The sequence below is a fragment of the Pseudomonas sp. GCM10022186 genome (assembly GCF_042656385.1).
GTDB lineage: Bacteria > Pseudomonadota > Gammaproteobacteria > Pseudomonadales > Pseudomonadaceae > Metapseudomonas.
Window position 1 is genome coordinate 232579 of record NZ_JBHSOU010000063.1, and the last position, 21817, is coordinate 254395.

Consider the following 21817-nt stretch of genomic DNA (forward strand, 5'->3'; position numbering starts at 1 on the left):
GGCGCCTTACTCCTTGGCCAGCAGTTTCACCGAGCGGTTGGCTCGGTCCACCGGCCGCACCGGCTGCCCCTCGCGTAACACCTGGACACCGGCGGCCACCACCCAGTCCTCCGGCTTCAGGCCTTCGAGCACCGGTACCCGGTCCTCGCCATAGGGGCCGACGCGCACCAGGCGGCGCTGGAGGGTCGAATCCCTGGGGTCCACCACCCAGACATAGGGTTGGCCGGCCTCGGCGGTCAGTGCCGAGAGCGGCACGGAAAGCGGCACCGCGCCGTTGTTGCGGATATACACGCGGGCGCTCTGGCCCAGCTCCGCCGGCGCCTTGCCGTCGGCGAAGGCGACCCGCGCGGCGAAGGTACGCGACTGCGGATCGGCGGCCGGCGCCAGCTCGCGGATACGCGCCGGGAAGCGCTGGCCGGGCAGCGACCAGAGCTCCACCGCCACCTCCTGGCCGACCTTGAAGCGGTCGATGACGTGCTCCGGCAAGCTGATCAGTACTTCACGGTCGCCGTCGGCGGCCAGGGTGAAGACGGTCTGGCCGGCGGCCACCACCTGGCCCACCTCGGCACGACGGCTGGCGATCACGCCGTCCTGGGACGCCCGCAGCACGGTGTAGGCGGCCTGATTGCTGGCGACATTGAACTCGGCCTTGATCTGCTTCACCCGCGCCTCGCCGGCGCGGTACTGGTTTTCCACGTTGTCGTACTGGGAGCGGCTGATCATCTGGCGCTCCAGCAGGGTGCGGTAGCGGTCGCGCTCGGCCTGCACCAGCTTGAGGTTGGCCTCGGCGGCCGCGACCTGGGCCCGGGTGGCTTCCAGTTGCAGGCGCATGTCCTGCGGGTCCAGCTCGGCCAGGGGCTGGTCCTTCTTCACCCGCGCGCCTATTTCCACCAGCCGCCGGGAAACCTTGCCGCCGATACGGAAGGCCAGCTCGGGTTCATGGCGCGCCCGCACCTCGCCCGGGAAGGTATCCACCGCATCCGCCGCCGGCTCCGGCTGCACCACCATGGCCGGACGCACGGCCTGCTGCACCGGTTCACCGTTGCCGCAGGCAGAGATCAGAAGGGACAGGGAAATGGGCAGGGCGAGGGACAAGGCATGGCGGAACATGATGAATGACCTTTCGCGAAGAGCGGCTGGAATATTTATACTGCTGGGTATAGTAAAAATAGCAAACTCACCAGTCCAGTATTTAGATAGAAATGTCAGACAATTCATTTCCGACCAGCGGCCCGGGCCGCCCAAAAGATCCAGCGAAGCGAAAGGCGATTCTTGAAGCCGCCAAGAATCTCTTCCTGAGGAACGGCTACGACGGCAGCAGCATGGACGCCATCGCCGCCGAGGCCGGAGTGTCCAAACTGACCGTGTACAGCCACTTCACCGACAAGGAGACGCTGTTCTCCGCCGCGGTGAAGGCCAAGTGCGAGGAGCAACTGCCGGAACTGCTGTTCGAGCTGCCGGCGGATGCCAGCATCGAGAGCGTGCTGCTGAACATCGGCCGCAGCTTCCATGAGTTGATCAACAGCCGCGAGTCGGTGGAACTGCACCGCGTGATGGTGGCGGCGGCCAGCCAGAATCCGAAGCTGGCGCGGATGTTCTACGAGGCCGGCCCCCTGCAGGTGCTTCGGGAAATGACCGGGCTGCTGAGCCAGGCGAAACAGGCCGGCAAGCTGCGCATCGAGGAACCGCTGAACGCCGCCGAGCACTTCTTCTGCCTGATCAAGGGCGGACACAATTTCCGCCTGCTGATCGGCTACACCCCGCCCCTGGGCGGTGAGGAAGCCGAGCGGCATGTACGGGAGGTGGTGGAGCTGTTCATCAGGGCCTATGGGCCTTGAAAGCAGCTGAAAGCCCGAAGCTGGAAGCCTGAAATAGCAGAGATCGCCAGCTTCTAGCTCCTAGCTTCTAGCTTCTAGCTTCTAGCTTCCAGCTTTCTCTTCGGATAGATGTCATAGCGACTGGACTTGCCTTCCAGCGCATAACCCGGCTTGGCGCCTTCGATGATCGGCGCCTTGCGCGGGCGCTTGACCACGACCCGGTGGCTGGCCAGGGCCAGGGCGGCCTCCAGCAGTGCCGGGGCGTCCTGGTCGTCGCCCACCAGGGGACGGAACAGGCGCATCTCCTTCTTCACCAGGGCGCTCTTGTCGCGGTGCGGGAACATCGGGTCGAGGTAGATCACCTCGGGGGCCTCGCCCTGCCAACTGCGCATCAGCTCGATGGCATTGCCCTGCAGCAGGTGCATGCGCCCGGCGATGGCGGCGGTTTCCAGGTCGCGGGCGGCACGGGCCAGGCCGTCCTCCAGCAGCGCGGCGATCAGGGGCTGGCGCTCGATCAGGGTCATCTCGCAGCCCAGGGTGGCCAACACGAATGCGTCGCGCCCCAGGCCTGCGGTGGCGTCCAGAATCCGGGGGCGAACGCCGGGCTGCACGCCCACCGCCTTGGCGATCATCTGCCCGCTGCCGCCGCCGAACTTGCGCCGGTGCGCGGCTGCGCCCTCGACGAAATCCACCCGCACCGGCCCGGGCGAGTCGGGGCCCAGCTGCAGCAACTGCAGGCCTTCGCTGCCCAGCTGCAGGGCGAAATCAGCCTCGCCTTCGCATGCCAGCCCCAGGCGCGCAGCCCAGCTTTCCAGCGCCTCGGCGAATGCCGGCTCCAGGGCCTCGGCCCTCACCCTGACAGATTCTTCACTCATGGACACACACGCCTGACCGGAAAAAACCCGCGCATTCTGCCAGAGCCGCGCCGCCAATTCGCGCCCGGCTCAGCGGCACATCCGCCAGCGGCCCATGTCGAGATGGAAATGGTCACGGTGGGCGGCGTTGTAGTCGGGCCCGAGGGTGACCGTGAAATGCTCGCAGGCGGCATCGCGCACCTCCCGCAGGAAACGCGCTTCGTCGCCCTTCCCGTCCCAGTCCCGCGCCAGCGTGATGCGCCGGCCATCGGCCAGGCGGAAACCGGCGATGTCCAGGGCGTTGGCCGAGGCGTGCTGGCTACGGCGCTGGCCGCCACCAATGGTGCGGCAGGCGAAACTGCCCAGGTGCTCGATGCGGCTCACCGGCTGACCGAACACCTTGTGCGCCGCGGGCTGCAACCCGTGACGCTCGAACAGGGCCAGGGCCGCCGCCAGCTCGCAGGTGGCGACGAAGCTGCTGCTGAAGGCCACCCCGGATGCGCGAATGCGCACGCTGTTCGAGAGAGGACAGCCGGCGGCCGGCGCGCTGTCCGGCAGCGCCTGGTACTTCAGCGGCGAACTGCCCAGGGCCAGACGGCAGAGTTCGGGATCGGCCTGCAAGCGCGACAGCTTGAAGCGGGTCAGCAGATTCGGCGCCTCGCGCACGTCCAGCGGTGCCCAGGGGTTCCAGCGCGGCGGCAGCTCGAGCCTCCAGCTCCTTTCCAGGGGCGGCACCACCAGGGCGCTCAGCGCTGCCAGGCCAAGCAGGAAACGCCGCAACGCCGTGCTCAGGACCTGAACAGGTCGTTGATGCGATCGAAAGGCATGGCCTGTCCCATGGCCGCCAGGTTGCCCTGTTTCAACTCCTCCGCCGCGTGGAAGAAGGCCCCATAGGCCACCCGCGCCAGGTTGGAGCCGACGCTGACCCGCTTGACCCCGAGTTCGGCCAGTTCATCCAGGCCCAGCTTCAGGCTCGGCGAACCCACCAGCAGGTTCACCGGCCGCGGCGCCACGGCGTGCACCACTTCGCGGATCTGCTCCCGGGTGGTCAGACCAGGGGCATAGAGCACATCGGCTCCCGCTTCGGCGTAGGCCACCAGGCGGCGCAGGGTGTCATCCAGGTCGGGACGGCCATGGAGGTAGTTCTCCGCCCGCGCCGCCAGGGTGAAGGGGAAGCCGAGTCCGCGCGCGGCTTCCACCGCGGCGCGAATGCGCTCCACCGCCAGTTCCAGGGGATAGATGGGATCTTCCGCACGACCGCTGGCGTCTTCGATGGAGCCGCCCACCAGGCCGACGTCCGCTGCCGCACGGATAGTCGCCGCACAATCCTCGGGGCGGTCGCCATAGCCGTTCTCCAGGTCCGCAGCCACCGGCAAGGGCGTGGCTTCGACTATGGCGCGGGCGTTGGCGAGGGCCTCGTCGCGGCTGACATTGCCCTCCGCGTCACGCCGGCCCAGGGCGAAGGCCAGGCCGGCACTGGTGGTGGCCAGGGCGGCGAACCCCAGATGGGCGAGCATCTTCGCCGAGCCGGCATCCCAGGGGTTGGGCAGGACGAACAGGCCGGGGGCGCGATGCAAGGCGGCGAAGGCTTCGCCGCGTTGCGCTTGGGTGGTCATGGCAGGCTCCGGAAATCGGGACGGAGACGATAGCCTAGCCCAAGGCTCAGAGAAGGCCGAGCTGCTCGACTGGCGGCTGCGGTACGGCCAGTTCCGGCAGCCCCGGCAGGCGTTCGCGCAGGCAGGCGTGAAAGCGCAGGGCCTGGGCGGCGGCCAGGTGGTTGTCCGGCGTGTGCAGGAAGACGTTGGGTGAAAGGCCCTGCTCGATCCAGCCTGCCACCTTGTCCAGCCAGGGCTCGAGGAAGGGCTGGTTGGCATCCAGGTCAGGCCCGCCGATGAAGCGCAACTGCGGACTGGCGCTGAAAGCCGTGGGCCGCACCGGCACCCGCGGCTTCTTCGCTTGCGCGTGGAGTACCGCCGGGTCCCGCGAACGGCAGCTGAACAGCGCCCGCGAGTCCAGGCAGATACGCTCGACGCCGCGCCCATGAAGCAGGCGATTGAGTGCCCGCTCGGCATCGCCCTTGTCGAAGAAAGCCGGACTACGCACCTCCACCGCCACGCTCTGGTGGCTGAACTCGTCAAGCCAGGACACCAGCTCACTCAGCCGGGAGGGCCCGAACGCGGCTGGCAGTTGCAGCCAGAGCGGCGCCAGGCGGGGCCCCAGGGGTGCGAGCAGTTGGAGGAAGTCCTGGGTGGCGGAGAACTGGTCGCGCAGGTCGCCTTCGTGGCTGATGTCCCGCGGAACCTTGGCGCAGAAGCGGAATTGCCCGGGCATGGTCTGGGCCCAGCGTTGCAGGGTGTCGGCTGATGGCCGCGCATAGAAGGTGGTGTTGCCCTCCACCGCGTTGAACACCTGGCAGTAATGGCCCAGGGTGTCCACAGGACGCAGGTCGGCGGGGTAGAAGCTGCCGCGCCAGGCCGGCTCGTTCCAGGACGGGCAGCCCAGGTGATAGGGCAGCATCAGGCGTAGAGGTCGAGGCCGAGGACTTCGGGGGCGTCGGTTTCGACGGCGAAGCGGGCGGTGCTGCTGTAGCTGGCAATGGCCTGGGCGGCACGATTGCTGATGGCGCGCTGCTGCATCAGGTCCTGCGGGCGCACTGGCAGGCTGTCGCCCGGGGCGTTGCCAGCCTGGACGCGGCGGGCCTGGGCCGCCTGCTCGTAACCCTGGGTCGAGGACGGCGTGGCTGGCTGTTCACGACGGACCTCTTCCTCGCGCTGGATCTCGCGAAAAGGCGTAGCCGCGCTGCCCTGGCGAGGGCTGCGCTCCAGCGGGTAGGAAGAGGTGAAGCCATCGATGCGCATCGGTTACCGCTCGGCCATGCTGGCGTTTCGAAATGATCGCCCCTGGAATCTAGTCGCCCCGCCCCGCCTTGGCAATCCGGGGCATGGGGCGGTCGGCGCAATTCTACTGTGGTGCCTTGGGCGTGGCGACGTTGTCGCGCAGGTACACCGGCTGCGCCTGATCGGCGGGCAGGCCTTCGCCCCGCGCCCAGGCGAAACGGGCAAGGGTCAGCAGGTCCTCGGCATGGGGCAGCAGGCCCGGGCTCTGGCCAGTGACGACGACGGGAATCCGCGCGGCGAAGGTGCCCCAGCCGGTGCCGGCGCCATACCATTCGCCACTGGCGTCGCGCGGCAACTGCGCGCGCTCCGGTGGCAGCACGGCTTCCACACCGGCCAGGCGCATCTCGCCGGCTTCCAGCCGGTAGCAGCCCCAGTAGACCTCGTCCATGCGTGCATCGATGGCGGAGGCCACCTGGTGGACACCCTGTTCGCGGTGGGCACGCTGGGCCAGCACCGCCAGGTCGGATACCGGCAGTACCGGGCGATCCAGGGCGAAGGCCAGGCCCTGGACCACACCGATGGCGATACGCACGCCGGTGAAGGCGCCCGGACCGCGGCCGAAGGCGATGGCGTCCACCGCCGCCAGCGGCACACCGGCCTCCCCCAGCAGCGTCTGGATCATCGGCAACAGGCGCTGGGCGTGCAGGCGCGGGATCACCTCGTAGTGGCTGAGCACCCTGCCGTCATGCAGCAGGGCGACGGAGCAGGCTTCGGTGGCGGTATCCAGGGCCAGCAGAGTGGTCATCGAGTAGTCCAGGCGCAAGAAAAAAGGCGGGCATTATAAACGCCAACGGCCCGCAAGCGGGCCGTTGGTCAGATACGGGCTGCGACTCAGCTGAGGGCGGCCAGCACCTTGCCGGTGATTTCTTCCACCGAGCCGACGCCGGCGATGGCGCTGTACTTCGGGGTACCTTCGGCGGCGGAGAGCTTCTGGTAGAAGTCCACCAGCGGCTTGGTCTGCGAGTGGTAGACCGACAGGCGCTTGCGCACGGTCTCTTCCTTGTCGTCGTCGCGCTGGATCAGGTCTTCGCCGGTCTCGTCGTCCTTGCCGGCAACCTTCGGCGGGTTGTGCTCGGTGTGGTAGACGCGGCCGGAAGCCGGGTGCACGCGGCGGCCGGCGATGCGGCTGACGATTTCCTCGTCGTCCACGGCGATTTCCACCACGTGGTCGATGGTCACGCCGGCTTCCTTCATGGCTTCAGCCTGAGGGATGGTGCGCGGGAAACCGTCGAAGAGGAAACCATTGGCGCAGTCGGGCTGGGCGATGCGCTCCTTGACCAGGTTGATGATCAGTTCGTCGGAAACCAGGCCACCGGCATCCATCACGCTCTTGGCCTTCAGGCCCAGCTCGGTGCCGGCCTTGACCGCTGCGCGCAGCATGTCGCCGGTGGAAATTTGCGGAATGCCGAACTTCTTGGTGATGAAGCCGGCTTGAGTACCTTTGCCGGCACCAGGGGCCCCCAGCAGAATCACGCGCATCGATGTGCTCCTCGAAGATTTTGTTTTCAGATCGGTCGGATTCGCCTCGTGGGGCCAATCTCGGAATAGGATTTTCGGCGTCGCTGACGGGCCAAAAGGACGTTCAAGATACACAGCGCCCCTATAGCGCACAAGACGCCGGAAGTTGGAGGAAAACCGCCCTCAACCGGTGTTGCGCAGCCCGGCCGCGATGCCCGCCACGCTCACCAGCAGGGCCTGTTCCAGCGGGCCTTCGGCATGCTGCTCGCAGCGTCTGGAACGGGTCAGAAGCTCCGTCTGAAGCAGGTGCAGCGGGTCCAGGTAGGTGTTGCGCACACTGATGGCTTCGCGGGTCTCCGGGCTCAGCGCCAGGAGTTCGGACTGGCCGGTCAGGGCCAGTACCGAAGCACATGCCTGCGACAATAGGTCGCGCAACTGCGCACCCAAGGATTTCAGCTCTTCCGGCACCAGCCGCTCGTCGTAGAGCGCGGCGATATCGGCGTCGGCCTTGGCCAGGACCATTTCCAGCATGTCGATGCGGGTGGCGAAGAACGGCCAGCGCTCGCGCATCCGCGCCAGCAGCGGCGTTTCGCCGCGCTGCCGGGCATTGGCCAGGGCAGCCTCCCAGCCCAGCCAGGCCGGCAGCATCAGGCGGGTCTGGGTCCAGGCGAAGATCCAGGGGATCGCCCGCAGGCTTTCCACCCCGCCCGCGCGGCGCTTGGCCGGGCGGCTGCCCAGGGGCAGCCGGCCCAGTTCCTGTTCCGGGGTGGCCTGGCGGAAGTACTCGACGAACTGCGGATGCTCGCGCACCACTGCGCGGTAGGCGGCCACGCCGTCGGCGGCCAGGCGGTCCATGGCCGCGCGCCACGCCGGCTCGGGCTCCGGCGGCGGCAGCAGGGTGGCTTCCAGCACGGCGGCCAGGTAGGTGTTGAGGTTCTGCTCGGCGATGCCGGGCAGGCCGAACTTGAAGCGGATCATCTCGCCCTGCTCGGTGGTGCGGAAACGCCCCGCCACCGAACCCGGCGGTTGCGACAGGATCGCCGCGTGGGCCGGGCCGCCGCCGCGCCCGACGGTGCCACCGCGGCCATGGAACAGCAGCAGCTCGACCTGGTGCGCACGGCAGATCTCCACCAGTTGCTCCTGGGCACGGTACTGCGCCCAGGCCGCGGCAACCGTGCCGGCATCCTTGGCCGAGTCCGAGTAGCCGATCATCACCTCCTGCGGCCCGTGCAGTCGGGTGCGATAGCCCGGCAGCCCCAGCAGGCGGTCGATGGCAGGGCCGGCGTTGTCCAGGTCGGCCAGGGTTTCAAAGAGTGGCACCACACGGATCGGCCGTTGCAACCCGGCTTCCTTGAGCAGGAGTTGCACCGCCAGCACGTCCGAGGGTGAGCCGGCCATGGAAATCACATAGGAACCGAGGGACGCCGCCGGCGCGTTGGCCACCACCCGGCAGGTGGCGAGCACCTCGGCGGTATCGGCCGAGGGCCGGTACATCGGCGGCAACAGCGGGCGGCGGTTGTCCAGTTCGCGCTGGAGGAAGGCCAGGCGGTCGTCTTCGTCCCACTCGGCGTAGTTGCCCAGGCCCAGGTAGTCGGTGATCTCGCCCAGGGCTGCAGCGTGGCGGGCGGCGTCCTGGCGAATGTCCAGGCGCACCAGGAACAGGCCGAAGGCAGCCGCGCGGCGCAGGCAGTCGAGCAGCGCCCCATCGGCGATCACGCCCATGCCGCAGGCGTGCAGGGAGTGGTAACAGAGCTCCAGAGGCTCCAGCAGCTGGCTGTTTTCATGGAGCACCCCGGGGCCGGGAGGCACTTCGGCATCCAGGGCCGCCTCGGCCCAGGCACGAGTGGCGCGCAGGCGTTCGCGCAGCTGCTTGAGCACGGCGCGATAGGGCTCGGGATGGACGCCCACCCGCACCCGCAACTCGTCGCTGGCCTGCTGCATGGACAGCTCGGCGGCCAGTTGATCGACATCGCGCAGATAGAGGTCGGCGGCCATCCAGCGGGCCAGCAGCAGCACCTGGCGGCTGACCGCGGCGGTGACATTGGGGTTGCCGTCACGGTCACCGCCCATCCAGGAGGCGAAGCGCAGGGGCGCGGCGGTCAGCGGCAGGCGCAGGCCGGTCGCCGCGTGCAGGACCTGGTCGACATGCCTGAGCACATTGGGCAGGGCGTGCCAGAGGGAATGCTCGATCACCGCGAATCCCCATTTTGCCTCGTCCACCGGAGTCGGCCGAGTGCGGCGGATTTCCTCGGTGTGCCAGGCTTCGGCGATCAACCGCAACAGGCGCTGACGCACCCGCTCGCGCTCGGTCGCGCCGAGGTCGCCATGGTCCTGGGCGGCCAGTTGGGCGGCCATGGCGTCGTACTTCTGGATCAGGGTGCGACGCGCGACTTCGGTGGGGTGGGCGGTCAACACCAGCTCGATGTCCAGGCGCCCCATCTGCCGGGCCAGTTGCTCCGGGCCATGGCCGGCGGCCAGCAGGCGCTGCAGCAGGTCCCCGAGGACGCGGTCCTCGAAAGGCCGTGGCTCATCCGGGCCACGACGGCGGATACGGTGGTACTGCTCGGCGATGTTGGCGAGGTTGAGGAACTGGTTGAAGGCACGGGCCACCGGCAGCAGTTCGTCGTCGGTGAGGCCGTCGAGGGTCTCGATGAGCTGGCGCTCGCCCTGGGCGGAACCCTTGCGCGCGGCCTTGGCGCCCTTGCGGATGCGCTCGATCTTGTCGAGGAAAGCGTCGCCCAGCTGGGCACGGATGGTGTCGCCGAGCAGCTCCCCGAGCAGGTGGACATCCTCGCGCAGGCGCGCGTCGATTTCGGCCATTTGCGTTTCCCCGTAACGGTTTCCGACCTCCAGATTGCCCAGCGCGCCATACAGATACAAGGGCGCGACGAACGGTGTATCCAGACGCACTCGCAAGCTAGTCTGAAGATTAGCCGCCATCACGAATGACGACTCCCGGGCGGCAGAGATCGCCCGGAGTTCAAGGCCACCCACAACCACGTGGGAAGAGGATGAGGTGTCTATGAAGATCCGAGAACTGGTCCGCCATTGGGAGCAGAACGCCAAGGGTCGCCTGACCCGCAGCGAGTACAGCATTCACCTGGACCTGGAGTCCGCCGCCCGCCTTGCCGCCCTGTCCGAGATGTACCCCAAGCGCAGCGTCGAGGAACTGATCGGAGAGCTGGTGGGCGCCGCACTGGAAGAGCTGGAGGCCAGCTTCCCCTACGTCAGGGGCAGCCAGGTGGTCGCCACCGATGAGCAGGGCGACCCGCTCTATGAGGACATCGGGCCGACGCCGCGCTTCCTGGCCCTTTCACGCCGTTACCTGCAACAGCTGAGCGACCAGCGCGACAGCACCAACCACTAAGGGCAGCCGCGTTCCGTCTCACCCCCGCCGATGCACGCCGGGCACGTGCAGGTGGCCGGCATGCGCGCACTCCTCGCTGGTCACCGGCGGCGGCCCCGGTTGTTCCAGCTCGCGGAGGATGCCGCAGGCCTCGCTGGCGCCGTCTCCGCTGCAGCGTGCGCGCAGATCCTGGAGCTGGTCGCGCAGGGACTGCAGCTCGGCGATGCGAACCTCCACATGGTGCAGGTGCTCCTCGATCAACAGGTTGGCGGTGCCGCAATCGGCCTCGGGGCGATCGCGCAGGGCCAGCAGGGCGCGGATTTCCTCCTGGGTCATGTCCAGGGAGCGGCAGTGGCGGATGAACGACAGCTGCTCCACATGGGCCACATCGTACTGCCGATAGTTGGCCGCGCTGCGGGAGGGCGCGGGGAGAAGGCCCTCGCGCTCGTAATAACGGATGGTCTCCACCGGGCAGCCGGTAAGGGTGGCCAGTTCGCCGATCTTCATTGCCTGCCTCCGCTTGACTCTGTAGTTGCTACAGGGTGTGCAATGGCCATTGCTGAGTCAAACAGGAATTGACCCCATGAGCGACCATTGCTGCCACGACCATGACCACGCGCCCCGCTCCGCCGCACCGGACCTGACGGGCGTTGCCGTCACCGCCGAGTTGCGCTGGAGCAGCCTGCGCATCGATGCCATGGACTGTCCCACCGAGGAACGCCTGATCCGCGATGCCCTGGGCAAGGTCCCGGCCATCGAAGCGCTGGAATTCAACCTGATGCAGCGCCTCTTGCGGGTACGCCACCGTTTCGACGACCTGGAGCCGCTGCAGCGCCTGATCGAAGGCCTGGGGATGCAGGCCGTCCCCCTGGCCGACGATGCCCGCGCCAGCGCGCCGGCCGAAGTGAAGAAACCCTGGTGGCCGCTGGCCCTGGCCGGTCTCGCGGCCCTGGCGGCGGAAGTCTGCGAGTGGTTCGAACTCGCCCCCGAGTGGCTGGCGGCCGCCCTGGCGATCCTGGCCATCCTCGGCGCCGGCCTGCCCACCTACCGCAAGGGCTGGATCGCCCTGAAAAACCGCAACCTGAACATCAACGCGCTGATGAGCATCGCCGTCACCGGCGCCCTGCTGATCGGCCAATGGCCGGAAGCGGCCATGGTCAGCGTGCTCTTCGCCATCGCCGAACTGATCGAGGCGCGCTCCCTGGAGCGGGCGCGGGACGCCATACGCGGCCTGCTGCAGCTGGCCCCCGAGCAGGCCACTGTGTTCGAGGACGGCCAGTGGCGCGGGCGCCCGGCCCGTGAAGTGCAACCCGGTGCCCGCCTGCGGGTGCGTCCCGGTGAGCGCATCGCCCTCGACGGCGAAGTGCTGAGCGGCCGCTCCAGCGTCAACCAGGCGCCCATCACCGGCGAGAGCCTGCCGGTGGAGAAGGACCTGGGCGACCCGCTTTTCGCCGGCACCATCAACGGCGAAGGCGAGCTGGAATACCGCGCCACCCGCGCCGCCGACGACAGCACCCTGGCGCGCATCATCCACGCGGTGGAAGCCGCCCAGGGCTCGCGAGCCCCGACCCAGCGCTTCGTCGACCAGTTCTCCCGCATCTATACGCCGGCGGTGATCCTCATCGCCATACTCACCGCGCTGCTGCCGCCCCTGCTGCTGGACGGCGTCTGGTTGGACTGGCTGTACCGCGCCCTGGTGCTGCTGGTGATCGCCTGTCCCTGCGCCCTGGTGATTTCCACCCCGGTGACCATCGTCAGCGGCCTGGCGGCGGCGGCCCGTGGCGGCATCCTGATCAAGGGCGGGGTGTTCCTCGAACAGGGCCGCAAGCTGGCCTGGGTGGCCCTGGACAAGACCGGCACCCTCACCGAGGGGCGCCCGCGGCAGACCGACTTCGAACTGCTGCGGGAAGACGATCGCGATCCCCGCGCCCTGGCCGCCAGCCTCGCCGCCCGCTCCGACCATCCGGTGTCCCAGGCCGTGGCCCGTGCCGCCGAGGCCGACGGCATCGCCCTCTACGCCGTGGATCGCCTGGCCGCCCTCCCCGGCCGCGGCGTCACCGGCCTGATCGAGGGCCGCAACTACCATCTGGGCAACCACCGGCTGATCGAGGAACTCGGGATCTGCTCCAGGGAACTGGAAGCCCGCCTGGACGCCCTGGAGGCCCAGGGCAAGACGGTGGTGGCCCTGTGCGGCGAAAGCGCGGTGCTGGCCCTGTTCGCCGTGGCCGATACGGTGCGCGACAGCAGCCGCGAGGCGATCCGCCAACTCCACGAGCTGGGAGTTAAGACCCTGATGCTCAGCGGCGACAACCCTCACACGGTGCAGGCCATCGCCGCCCAGGTCGGCATGGACGACGCCCGTGGCGACCTGCTGCCGGAGGACAAGCTGGCGGAGATCGGCCGGCGCCAGGCGGGCGGCGTTACGGTGGGCATGGTCGGCGACGGCATCAACGACGCCCCGGCCCTGGCCCGTGCCGACATCGGCTTCGCCATGGGCGCGGCCGGTACCGACACCGCCATCGAGATCGCCGGCGTGGCGCTGATGGACGACGATCTGCGCAAGCTGCCACGCTTCATCCGCCTGTCCCGCCGCACCCACTCCGTGCTGATGCAGAACATCAGTCTGGCGCTGGGGATCAAGGCGGTGTTCCTGGCCCTGACCCTGATGGGCCAGGGCACCCTGTGGATGGCGGTATTCGCCGACATGGGGGCCAGTCTGCTGGTGGTGTTCAATGGGTTGCGATTGTTGAGGACGGCACGTTGATGGCGACGCCTACAACGAGGCCTCACCGTAGGATGGGTAGAGCCTGCGAAACCCATCGATCCAATGATGGGTTTCGCTCCGCTCGCGGAACGCCGCCCGACCCATCCTACGAACGGCACCGGCCTACCCCAGCACGTCCTGATAGACCCTCACCATATCCGCTCCGAAGGCCACCAGCAGCGCCTCACGCAGGCTGCTGCCCGCCGGCCGTGGCCGCTTCAGCTCCGCCACGGCGATCCTCGCCGCCTCTTCCAGCGGATAGCCATATACCCCGCAGCTGATGGCCGGAAAGGCGATGCTCGCCAGCCCCTCCGCCTCGGCCAGGGCCAGGCTGTTGCGGTAGCAGCTGGCGAGCAGCTCGGGCTCGCGGTGGGTGCCGCCGTGCCAGACCGGCCCGACGGTGTGGATCACGAAGCGCGCCGGCAAGCGGAAGCCGGGTGTGATCTTCGCCTCGCCCGTGGGGCAGCCGCCCAGGGTGCGGCAGTGGGCGAGGAGTTCGGGGCCGGCGGCGCGGTGGATGGCGCCGTCCACACCCCCGCCGCCAAGCAGCGAAGAGTTGGCGGCATTGACGATGGCGTCCACCTCCAGGGTGGTGATGTCGCCTTGCCAGATACGAATGTCCATGTGGGTCACCTCCACTGGGAGGCTAGCCCCTTATTTGACCTCTTGCGGAGTCTCCTGGCCCATGCAGCGCACGGCTTTCTTCTTGTCGTTCACCAGCACGCCGGTCAGACCCTTCTGCTGGGTGTCGAACAGCACCAGCACACCGTCGATGCACTGGGCGACCTGGGCGGCCGGCTCCAGGGAGACCTTGTAGTCCTCGCCGGGCATGGTCTTGAGCATGGTGAACTCGTTCAGCAGCAGGGCGTCCTCGGGTTTCGCGAAGTGCAGGTAGCCGTAGTACCAGAGCACCATCACGGTGCCGACGATGCTGCCGATGCCGGTGAGGATCAGCGGGATGGGATTGCGTTCGCTCATTGGGGACTCTCTGTATTCGGGACTTCGGCCAGCCGGCGCAGCCCGACATAGCCCGTCGGGTCTTCGAGGTAGCGCAGCATCACCTTCCGCCAGGTGGGGTCGGCGAAGGTCTGCACATGGCCACCGCGGGTCGGCTGGAACACCCGCGGCGGGGGCGCAGCTTGATACAAGCGCACCCCGTTTGAAAAGGGCACCACCGGATCGTCGATGCTGTGGTAGATCAGCATGGGCAGGCCTTTCAGCGCGCCGATGGAGCGGATGGCGCTGTCACCATCCGGCACCAGCCAGGACAGCGGCACCTGCAGCGGCCAGGTGACCCAGGCATTGGCGAGGCTGTACTGCGCCACATCGCGATAGCTGGCGGGCACCCCGTCCAGCACCAGGGCCTTGAGTCGCTGGCGGGGCCCGGGGTGCCCGGCCAGGTAGTGCACCGCCAGGGCGCCGCCGATGCTCTGGCCGAGCAGCACCAGCGGCTTGCCTTGCACGTCCGGAGCCTGGTCGAGCCAGGCGAAGGCGGCATCGATGTCCTGGTAGATCGCCGGCAGGCTGGGGGAACCCTCGGAGTGGCCGTAGCCCCGATAGTCCAGCAGCAGCACCTGGTAGCCCTGGGCGGGCAGCCACCAGCTGCCTCCCAGGTGGCTGGCGACATTGCCGCCATTGCCGTGCAGGTGCAGCACGGTGCCCTTGACCTCGACGCCCGGTTTGGCCGGCAGCCACCAGGCGTGCAGGCGCGTGCCATCCGCCGCGCTCAGGTCGATGTCGCGGTACTCCAGCTTCACCTGCTCCGGGGTCATGGCCAGGTGGTGGTCCGGGTAGAAGAGCAGCGCGCTGCAACCTTGCAGGAACAGTGCGAAGAAGATCAGCAGACAGTGGCGCATCGAGGATTCCTTCCCGGAGATCCGTTGGCCGACCCTTCGGGCCGGTTAGCGAATGAATTCGCCCCCACAGGGAACCTTCAGCCTTCAGCCTTCAGCCTTCAGCCTTCAGCCTTCAGAGAATATTGGCGTAATCCGCCTCGATGCGTTCCAGGCTCAGGTGGTTGAGGAAGTTGGAGAAGCACATCCAGGCCGACAGCGCGTTGAGGTCACGGAACTGCGGTGGCAGGTACTTGGGTGGTACCACCAGGCCCTCGTCCACCAGCTGGCGCAGGGTGCGGGTGTCTTCCAGGGTGGTCTTGCCACAGAACAGCAGGGGGATCTGTTCCAGCTTGCCCTTGCGCACGGCTAGCTGGATGTAGTTGTAGATCAGGATGAAGCCCTTGAGGTAGGACAGGTCCTTGGTGAAGGGCAGCCCGCCCGGCAGCGAGCCACGGAAGGCGCGGCTGGCGCTGCTGTAACTCTCCTCCATGCTGTAACCCTGCTCGCGGTAGAAGTGGTAGACCTCGAGGAAGTCGGCGCCCTCCTCCGCCATGTGGATGGCGCGGGTGCGGTTGGTCAACTTGCGCAGCCGGGTCGGGTAAGAGGCGAAGGCGATCACCTCCATCAGGATCGCCAGGCCTTCCTGGGTCACGGTGGAGGACGGCGGGCCCTTGGCGAGGAAGGTGCAGATCGGCTGGTTCTGGCCATTCAGGGTGGTGCCCACGTGCACCAGCCCCTCGTGGACCTCCAGGGCACGCACGTCGCGCTCGTTGAACATGGCGTCGGCGCGGATCTTGATGTAGTCGGCGCCGGCGGCGGCGTCGGCGACTATGCCGTCGGACTCGATCACGCGGATGGTGTCATCGCCGAACACCGAGCCAAGCCGGCTCTGCAGCAGGTCTACCGCGTCCTTGGCGGTAAGGGTCTTTGCCTCGTCCTTGAGATCGCCGCGGTGGGCGATGTTGTTCAGGAAGTCGGAGAGCATCAGGCCGAGGTCGGCCAGGGTCGGGTCGCCGGCGTGGAACGCGTCGGACGCGGCGCCGTAGAGCTCCTGGGAGATCAGGCCGAAATCCGCGGTGCCGCGCGCTTCGAGCATGCGGATCACCATGCGGTACTCCTTGCACATGCGCCGCATGATCTGCCCCACCGGGTTGAACTGGCCCAGGTGGCGGGTGATGTCGCGCTCGATGTTCTGGAACTCCAGCTTCTTTTCCACCGAGTCGAAGGCCAGCGGGCGGCTCTCGTAGTAGGCGCGGTCCACCGGAGGCATGGACTTGCCCTTGTGCTTGAGGAAGCCCTGGCGGACGCTGTCGTCCCACTTCACCGCGTCCAGCACACGAATCGGCGTCTGCGCCTGGACGATGCGGTCGGACAGCGCGCGGATGGTCTTCTGGTAGTCGTCGGGCAGCTTGCGGCGGGTCATCGGCGGCTCACTCCACGGCGGCGCGCTGGTAGCGCGCCACTTCGACGAAGACGTCGGAGTTGGCCGGATCGTCCAGCCAGGCGAACACGGCATCCAGCGGGCTGGTGATGAGCACACCGTCGCCTTCCGGCGTGTCCACCACGCTGCCCTGGAACTTGCCGCCCTGCACTTCCTGTTCGATGCGCTCGATGTCCAGGTTGTAGACCACCAGTTCGTTGTCCGTGGTCAGCTCGAATCCGGCGATGGCGAAATTGTTGCCGAGCCGCTTCGGCACGCCGGCGGACAGGTACCAGCGGCGGCCATGGTGGGCGACGGTGAAGCCGAACTCCTCCATGCCTTCCAGATTGTCCTTGCTGCCCTCGAAGCTGCGTGCCTTGTAAAGGTTGGAGCCGGCGCGGCTGATCTCCAGATACTGCCGCTCGCCCCATTCGTCCTTGCGGGTCCAGTCCCCCAGAAGGGGAATGGGCGCCGGCTCCCTGGCCGGGATCGGGTCCTTGAAGGTGACCAGGCAGCCGCCCAACAGCAGGAAGGACAGGGCAACCACGGCACGCCAGACGTTCATCTCGCTCTCCTTGTGATAACGAAAAACCCCGCCGTGCCGGCGGGGTTGGATCTACGCGCTTACAGTCCCATCACCAGGTACAGGTAGCGTTTCAGGACGGCTCGCATCTCGTCGATGTCGAGGTTTTCCACGCCGTCGAGCAGGCCCTGATATTCCATCCGCAGAATGACAGACGTCAACACCTTGGCGTCTTCGGCAGGCTCGGCCGAGCCCAGTACCTGGAAGAAATGCTCCGCGCCCTGCGAGAGTATCCGGCGATGTGCGTCGGCAAGGTTACGCAGGCCGGCGTTGAGCAGCGCTTCCTGGCGGAACGCGTGTTCCGCCAGCAATTGGTCGCGGTTCTCTTCCAGCTGGCTGCGCACGTACTGGATGGCCAGTTCGACGATCTGGTCGGTCATCGCCCGGCGCGAATCGCCGTCGCGGGCGAGCACCGCGGCCATGGCCTGGAGATCATCCTCCACGCTGGCCCAGAAGGCCGCCATCACCGCCGAGCTGCGCTCGACGAACTGGGCGAAGGTGTCGGTGATGAGGTCGTTGATGTCCTTGAAGTAATAGGTGGTGGCCGACAGCGGCACCTGGGCCTCCGCGGCCACCGCACGGTGGCGCACGGCGCGCACGCCGTCGCGGATGATGATGCGCATGGCGGCATCGAGGATCGCCTGGCGGCGCTGCTCGCTGCCCTGGCGGCTGGCCTTGCGGCCCTGGTACTTCACGCTTTCGGCAACCGCGCTGGCCACGCGGGCGGCACTGTCACTGCGGGACGACTGGTTCAAGACAGGAAACCCTCCGAACTCACTCAAGGTGAAAGTGTTGACCATTTATCCGGCTAATCAATGCAGGAGCAGGTGAGAAAAGACGCCTTCGTCCCTGAAAGGCGTCTACCTGGAGTGGTAACGCCCGGCAAAGGTTCAATCGCCGGGCGCCGGCCAAGAAAAAACCGCCCGAAGGCGGTTGTTTCTCACTCGGGCGTCAAGCCTCGGGCCGCATGTGCGGGAACAGGATGACGTCACGGATAGACGGCGAATTGGTGAGCAGCATCACGAGGCGGTCGATGCCGATGCCTTCGCCGGCGGTGGGCGGCATGCCGTACTCCAGGGCGCGGACGAAGTCGGCGTCGAAATGCATGGCCTCGTCGTCGCCGGCATCCTTGTCCTTGACCTGCTGCATGAAGCGTTCGGCCTGGTCTTCGGCGTCGTTCAGCTCGGAGTAAGCGTTGGCGATCTCGCGGCCGCCGATGAACAGCTCGAAGCGATCGGTGACGCTCGGGTCTTCGTCGTTGCGGCGCGCCAGCGGCGAAACCTCGAAGGGGTACTTGGTGATGAAGGTCGGCTGTTCCAGCTTGTGCTCCACCAGTTCCTCGAAAATCATCACCTGCAGCTTGCCCAGGCCCTCGAAGCCGAGCACCTTGGCGCCGGCCTTCTTGGCGATCTCACGGGCCTTGTCGATGTCCTTGAGGTCGGCCTCGGAGATGTCGGGGTTGAACTTGAGGATGGACTCGAACACCGACAGGCGTGCGAAGGGCTCGCCGAAGTGGAACAGCTTGTCGCCGTAGGGTACGTCGGTGGTACCCAGGACCAGCTGCGCCAGCTCGCGGAACAGCTCCTCGGTGAGGTCCATGTTGTCTTCGTAGTCGGCGTAGGCCTGGTAGAACTCGAGCATGGTGAACTCGGGGTTGTGCCGGGTCGAAACGCCTTCGTTACGGAAGTTGCGGTTGATCTCGAAGACTTTCTCGAAGCCGCCGACCACCAGGCGCTTGAGGTACAGCTCCGGCGCGATGCGCAGGAACATGGCCATGTCCAGCGCATTGTGGTGGGTCTGGAAGGGCTTGGCCGCGGCGCCGCCAGGGATGGTCTGCAGCATCGGCGTTTCCACTTCGAGGAAGTCGCGCTCGGCGAGGAACTTGCGGATGTGGCTGATGATCTGGGTGCGCACGCGGAAGGTGTTGCGGGTTTCCTCGTTGACGATCAGGTCGACGTAACGCTGGCGGTAGCGCTGTTCGGTGTCGGTCAGGCCGTGGTGCTTGTCCGGCAGCGGGCGCAGGGACTTGGTCAGCAGGCGGACCTGGGTCATCTCGACGTAGAGGTCGCCCTTGCCGGAACGGGCCAGGGTGCCCTCGGCGGAGATGATGTCGCCCAGGTCGTAGTGCTTGACGGACTCCAGGGTCTCGGCGGACAGGGTCTTGCGGTTGACGTAGACCTGGATGCGCCCGGTCATGTCCTGGATCACCATGAAGGCGCCACGGTTGAGCATGATGCGACCGGCTACCTTGACCGGGATGGCCGCGGCTTCCAGCTCTTCCTTGGACTTGTCGACGTACTGCTTCTGCAGGTCCGCGCAGTAGTTCTCGCGGCGGAAGTCATTCGGGAAGGCGTTGCCCTGCTCACGCACGGCGGCAAGCTTTTCCTTGCGCTGGGCGATCAGCTTGTTTTCTTCCTGTTGCAGTTCGTGAAGGTCGAGTTCTTGGTCGCTCATGGCAGTTCTTTCCATCTCGCAAATGCCGGTGGGCACTCTTTCTGATTCGGTAATCCAGCCCCTTGGGGCGGTTCTGGGGGGAGGGGCAATCCCTCGTCCCCGGCCCTCTCCCGGAGGGAGAGGGGGAAGCAGGGTCAAAGCCCCTGTTTCAGGCTGGCTTCGAGGTATTCGTCCAGGTCGCCGTCCAGCACCTTGTCGCAGTCGCTGCGCTCGACGCCGGTGCGCAGGTCCTTGATCCGCGACTGGTCGAGGACGTAGGAGCGGATCTGGTGGCCCCAGCCGATGTCGGACTTGGAGTCTTCCAGGGCCTGGGACGCGGCATTGCGCTTCTGCATCTCCTGCTCGTACAACTTGGCCCGCAGCATCTTCATGGCGGTGTCCTTGTTGGCGTGCTGGGAACGTTCGTTCTGGCACGCCACCACGGTGTTGGTCGGCACGTGGGTGATACGCACCGCGGAGTCGGTGGTGTTCACGTGCTGGCCACCGGCGCCGGAGGAGCGGTAGGTGTCGATGCGCAGGTCCGCCGGGTTGATCTCGATCTCGATGTTGTCGTCGATCTCGGGCGAGGCGAATACCGCGGTGAAGGAGGTGTGGCGACGGTTGCCGGAGTCGAAGGGGCTCTTGCGCACCAGGCGGTGCACGCCGATCTCGGTGCGCAGCCAGCCGAAGGCGTACTCGCCCTTCACATGGACAGTGGCGCCCTTGATGCCGGCGACTTCGCCTTCGGACAGTTCGATGATGGTGGCGTCGAAGCCGCGCTTGTCGGCCCAGCGCAGGTACATGCGCAGCAGCATGTTGGCCCAGTCCTGGGCTTCGGTGCCGCCGGAGCCGGCCTGGATGTCCAGGTAGGCGTTGTTCATGTCCATCTCGCCGCTGAACATGCGGCGGAATTCCAGCTTCTCGAGAATCGCACGCAGGCGCTCGACTTCGGCGGCGACATCGTTCACCGCGCCTTCGTCATTCTCCTCGACCGCCATGTCCAGCAGGTCGCGGGAGTCGGCCAGGCCGCTGGTCAGGTCGTCCAGGGTCTCGACGATCTGCGCAAGCTGGGCGCGCTCGCGGCCGAGATTCTGGGCGTATTCGGGGTTGTTCCAGACGTTGGGATCTTCGAGTTCGCGGTTTACTTCGACCAGGCGATCATGCTTGTGATCGTAGTCAAAGATACCCCCGAATGGACAGGGTGCGATCGGAGAGGTCCTTGATGCTGTTCAGGATCGGGTTGATTTCCATGGCTGGAGGCTCTCGCAGGCAAAACTTTCGGAAAAGCCGGCGAGTATACCCGAGTCGCCAGATACCGGCAGCATGCCAGCCAAGATTTGCCCCGATACGGCGACGCACGGGCGCGCCGCCGCCGATCCCCTGTCAGGGGGTGGGGTTGCCCGCCGCCATGGCCACCTGGTTGCGACCGTTGTGCTTGGCCTGGTAGAGGCCCTGGTCCGCCATGTCCACCAGTACCAGCGAGGCCTGGCCGGCCTTGGGCACGAGGGTGCCGACGCCGATGCTGACGCTCAGCCGCGACCCCGGCGCCGGCACATCATGGGGGATGGCCAGCGCCTCGATGCTGCGCCGGACCTTCTCGGCCAGCAGGCGCGCGCCGCCGGCGGCGGTCCCCGGCAGGACCATGGCGAATTCCTCGCCGCCATAGCGCGCCGCCAGGTCGGTGGAACGGCTACAGGAGCCGCGGATGGCGTCGGCCACGCGGCGCAGGGCGTCGTCGCCGGCCACGTGGCCGAAGTTGTCGTTGAAGGACTTGAAGTGGTCGACATCGATCATCAGCAGCGACAATTCGCTCTGCTCGCGCAAGGCGCGGCGCCACTCCATGTCCAGGTATTCATCGAAATGGCGACGGTTGGACAGGCCGGTCAGGCCGTCCGAATTCATCAGCCGCTGCAGCACCAGGTTGGTCTCCAGCAGCTGCTGCTGGCTTTCGCGCAGGGCGCGGTAGGCCTCGTCGCGCTGCTGCAGCGCGATGTAGGAGCGCGAGTGGTAGCGGATGCGCGCCACCAGTTCGATGGCATCGGGCAGCTTGACCAGGTAATCGTTGGCCCCGGCGGCGAAAGCGGCGCTCTTGACCGTGGGCTCCTCCTTGGTCGACAGGACGATGATCGGCACGTCGCGCAGTGCCGGCACCTTGCGGTACTCGGCCAGCAGGCTGAGGCCATCGACGCCGGGCATCACCAGGTCCTGGAGGATGACCGTCGGCCTGACCTGCAGGGCGATGGCGACGGCCTGCAGCGGGTCGACGCAGAAATGGAAATCGATGCCGGGCTCGGCAACCAGCGCGCGGCGCACCGCCTCGCCGATCATGGCCTGGTCATCCACCAGCAGGACCATCGCCGAGGTTTCCGCGGCGGTCATGTCCGTGTGGCTGCGATAGGGGTATTGCATA

22 protein-coding genes are annotated in these 21817 nt (G+C 67.1%); 3 read left to right on the top strand and 19 right to left on the bottom strand.

The genetic code is table 11. The features are described from left to right. Positions 1-6: 6 nt before the first annotated feature. Complete coding sequence (locus ACFPU0_RS22150) at positions 7-1110, bottom strand: efflux RND transporter periplasmic adaptor subunit (RefSeq protein WP_377695438.1); 1104 nt, start codon at positions 1108-1110, stop codon at positions 7-9. Positions 1111-1202: 92 nt separating this feature from the next. On the opposite strand from ACFPU0_RS22150, the gene ACFPU0_RS22155 reads away from it, so the two are divergent. Beyond that, positions 1203-1838, top strand: coding sequence for a TetR/AcrR family transcriptional regulator (locus tag ACFPU0_RS22155; RefSeq protein ID WP_377695439.1), 636 nt, complete (start codon positions 1203-1205; stop codon positions 1836-1838). 74 nt (positions 1839-1912) lie between these two features. Here ACFPU0_RS22155 and ACFPU0_RS22160 read toward each other — a convergent pair whose 3' ends face one another. The 8 genes from ACFPU0_RS22160 to ppc all read right to left on the bottom strand — a co-directional run bounded on the left by ACFPU0_RS22160 (position 1913) and on the right by ppc (position 9846). Then, the gene (locus tag ACFPU0_RS22160; protein WP_377695440.1) at positions 1913-2692 is read right to left on the bottom strand and encodes a class I SAM-dependent methyltransferase; all 780 of its coding nucleotides are present in this window, start codon (positions 2690-2692) and stop codon (positions 1913-1915) included. A 69-nt stretch (positions 2693-2761) separates the two neighbouring features. Next, complete coding sequence (locus tag ACFPU0_RS22165; protein WP_377695441.1) at positions 2762-3451, bottom strand: extensin family protein; 690 nt, start codon at positions 3449-3451, stop codon at positions 2762-2764. A gap of 8 nt (positions 3452-3459) precedes the next feature. Further along, positions 3460-4287 carry an isocitrate lyase/PEP mutase family protein gene (locus ACFPU0_RS22170; RefSeq protein ID WP_377695443.1) on the bottom strand — a complete coding sequence of 276 codons (828 nt, stop codon included), beginning with the start codon at positions 4285-4287 and terminating at the stop codon, positions 3460-3462. A 46-nt stretch (positions 4288-4333) separates the two neighbouring features. After that, positions 4334-5188 (bottom strand): DUF72 domain-containing protein, encoded by an 855-nt coding sequence (locus tag ACFPU0_RS22175; RefSeq protein ID WP_377695444.1) that lies wholly within the window; start codon positions 5186-5188, stop codon positions 4334-4336. Then, complete coding sequence (locus tag ACFPU0_RS22180; RefSeq protein ID WP_377695445.1) at positions 5188-5529, bottom strand: hypothetical protein; 342 nt, start codon at positions 5527-5529, stop codon at positions 5188-5190. The genes ACFPU0_RS22175 and ACFPU0_RS22180 overlap by 1 nt, the downstream gene beginning before the upstream one ends. Positions 5530-5632: 103 nt before the next feature. Further along, positions 5633-6313: a tRNA (adenosine(37)-N6)-threonylcarbamoyltransferase complex dimerization subunit type 1 TsaB gene (gene tsaB, locus ACFPU0_RS22185; RefSeq protein WP_377695446.1), complete on the bottom strand. Its 681-nt coding sequence runs from the start codon at positions 6311-6313 to the stop codon at positions 5633-5635. A gap of 86 nt (positions 6314-6399) precedes the next feature. Continuing rightward, on the bottom strand, positions 6400-7047 hold the full coding sequence (gene adk, locus ACFPU0_RS22190; protein ID WP_377695447.1) for an adenylate kinase: 648 nt from the start codon (positions 7045-7047) through the stop codon (positions 6400-6402). Between the two features lie 162 nt (positions 7048-7209). Continuing rightward, positions 7210-9846 carry a phosphoenolpyruvate carboxylase gene (gene ppc / locus ACFPU0_RS22195; protein WP_377695448.1) on the bottom strand — a complete coding sequence of 879 codons (2637 nt, stop codon included), beginning with the start codon at positions 9844-9846 and terminating at the stop codon, positions 7210-7212. A 202-nt stretch (positions 9847-10048) separates the two neighbouring features. Between ppc and ACFPU0_RS22200 the strand changes: the two genes are divergently transcribed. Then, positions 10049-10393, top strand: a complete 345-nt coding sequence (locus tag ACFPU0_RS22200) for a pilin assembly protein (RefSeq protein ID WP_377695449.1) — start codon at positions 10049-10051, stop codon at positions 10391-10393. Positions 10394-10411: 18 nt separating this feature from the next. Here the strand turns inward: ACFPU0_RS22200 and cadR are convergent, their stop codons facing one another. After that, entirely contained in the window at positions 10412-10879 is a 468-nt protein-coding gene (gene cadR / locus ACFPU0_RS22205) for a Cd(II)/Pb(II)-responsive transcriptional regulator (RefSeq protein WP_377695450.1), read from the bottom strand. A gap of 76 nt (positions 10880-10955) precedes the next feature. Between cadR and ACFPU0_RS22210 the strand changes: the two genes are divergently transcribed. After that, the gene (locus ACFPU0_RS22210) at positions 10956-13136 is read left to right on the top strand and encodes a heavy metal translocating P-type ATPase (RefSeq protein ID WP_377695451.1); all 2181 of its coding nucleotides are present in this window, start codon (positions 10956-10958) and stop codon (positions 13134-13136) included. 123 nt (positions 13137-13259) lie between these two features. On the opposite strand, the gene ACFPU0_RS22215 is transcribed toward ACFPU0_RS22210, so the two are convergent. The 9 genes from ACFPU0_RS22215 to ACFPU0_RS22255 form a co-directional block, all read right to left on the bottom strand. Further along, positions 13260-13760: an O-acetyl-ADP-ribose deacetylase gene (locus ACFPU0_RS22215; RefSeq protein ID WP_377695452.1), complete on the bottom strand. Its 501-nt coding sequence runs from the start codon at positions 13758-13760 to the stop codon at positions 13260-13262. Between the two features lie 30 nt (positions 13761-13790). Continuing rightward, entirely contained in the window at positions 13791-14114 is a 324-nt protein-coding gene (locus tag ACFPU0_RS22220) for a hypothetical protein (protein ID WP_377695453.1), read from the bottom strand. Continuing rightward, entirely contained in the window at positions 14111-14992 is an 882-nt protein-coding gene (locus ACFPU0_RS22225) for an alpha/beta hydrolase (RefSeq protein WP_377695454.1), read from the bottom strand. The genes ACFPU0_RS22220 and ACFPU0_RS22225 overlap by 4 nt, the downstream gene beginning before the upstream one ends. Before the next feature lie 112 nt (positions 14993-15104). Further along, a complete protein-coding gene (locus ACFPU0_RS22230) occupies positions 15105-16394 on the bottom strand; it encodes a flavohemoglobin expression-modulating QEGLA motif protein (RefSeq protein ID WP_377695455.1) in 1290 nt (429 codons plus the stop codon). Positions 16395-16401: 7 nt separating this feature from the next. After that, on the bottom strand, positions 16402-16956 hold the full coding sequence (locus ACFPU0_RS22235) for a hypothetical protein (protein ID WP_377695457.1): 555 nt from the start codon (positions 16954-16956) through the stop codon (positions 16402-16404). Positions 16957-17015: 59 nt separating this feature from the next. Then, positions 17016-17729: a TetR/AcrR family transcriptional regulator gene (locus ACFPU0_RS22240; protein WP_377695458.1), complete on the bottom strand. Its 714-nt coding sequence runs from the start codon at positions 17727-17729 to the stop codon at positions 17016-17018. Positions 17730-17925: 196 nt separating this feature from the next. Next, a complete protein-coding gene (lysS, locus tag ACFPU0_RS22245) occupies positions 17926-19428 on the bottom strand; it encodes a lysine--tRNA ligase (RefSeq protein ID WP_377695459.1) in 1503 nt (500 codons plus the stop codon). Between the two features lie 134 nt (positions 19429-19562). Continuing rightward, a protein-coding gene (gene prfB / locus ACFPU0_RS22250; protein ID WP_377695460.1) for a peptide chain release factor 2 occupies positions 19563-20658 on the bottom strand; the annotation gives its coding sequence in 2 pieces (ribosomal slippage) (positions 19563-20585 and positions 20587-20658; 1095 coding nt in all). Positions 20659-20790: 132 nt separating this feature from the next. Beyond that, positions 20791-21816, bottom strand: a complete 1026-nt coding sequence (locus ACFPU0_RS22255; protein ID WP_377695461.1) for a diguanylate cyclase — start codon at positions 21814-21816, stop codon at positions 20791-20793. Position 21817: the final 1 nt, after the last annotated feature.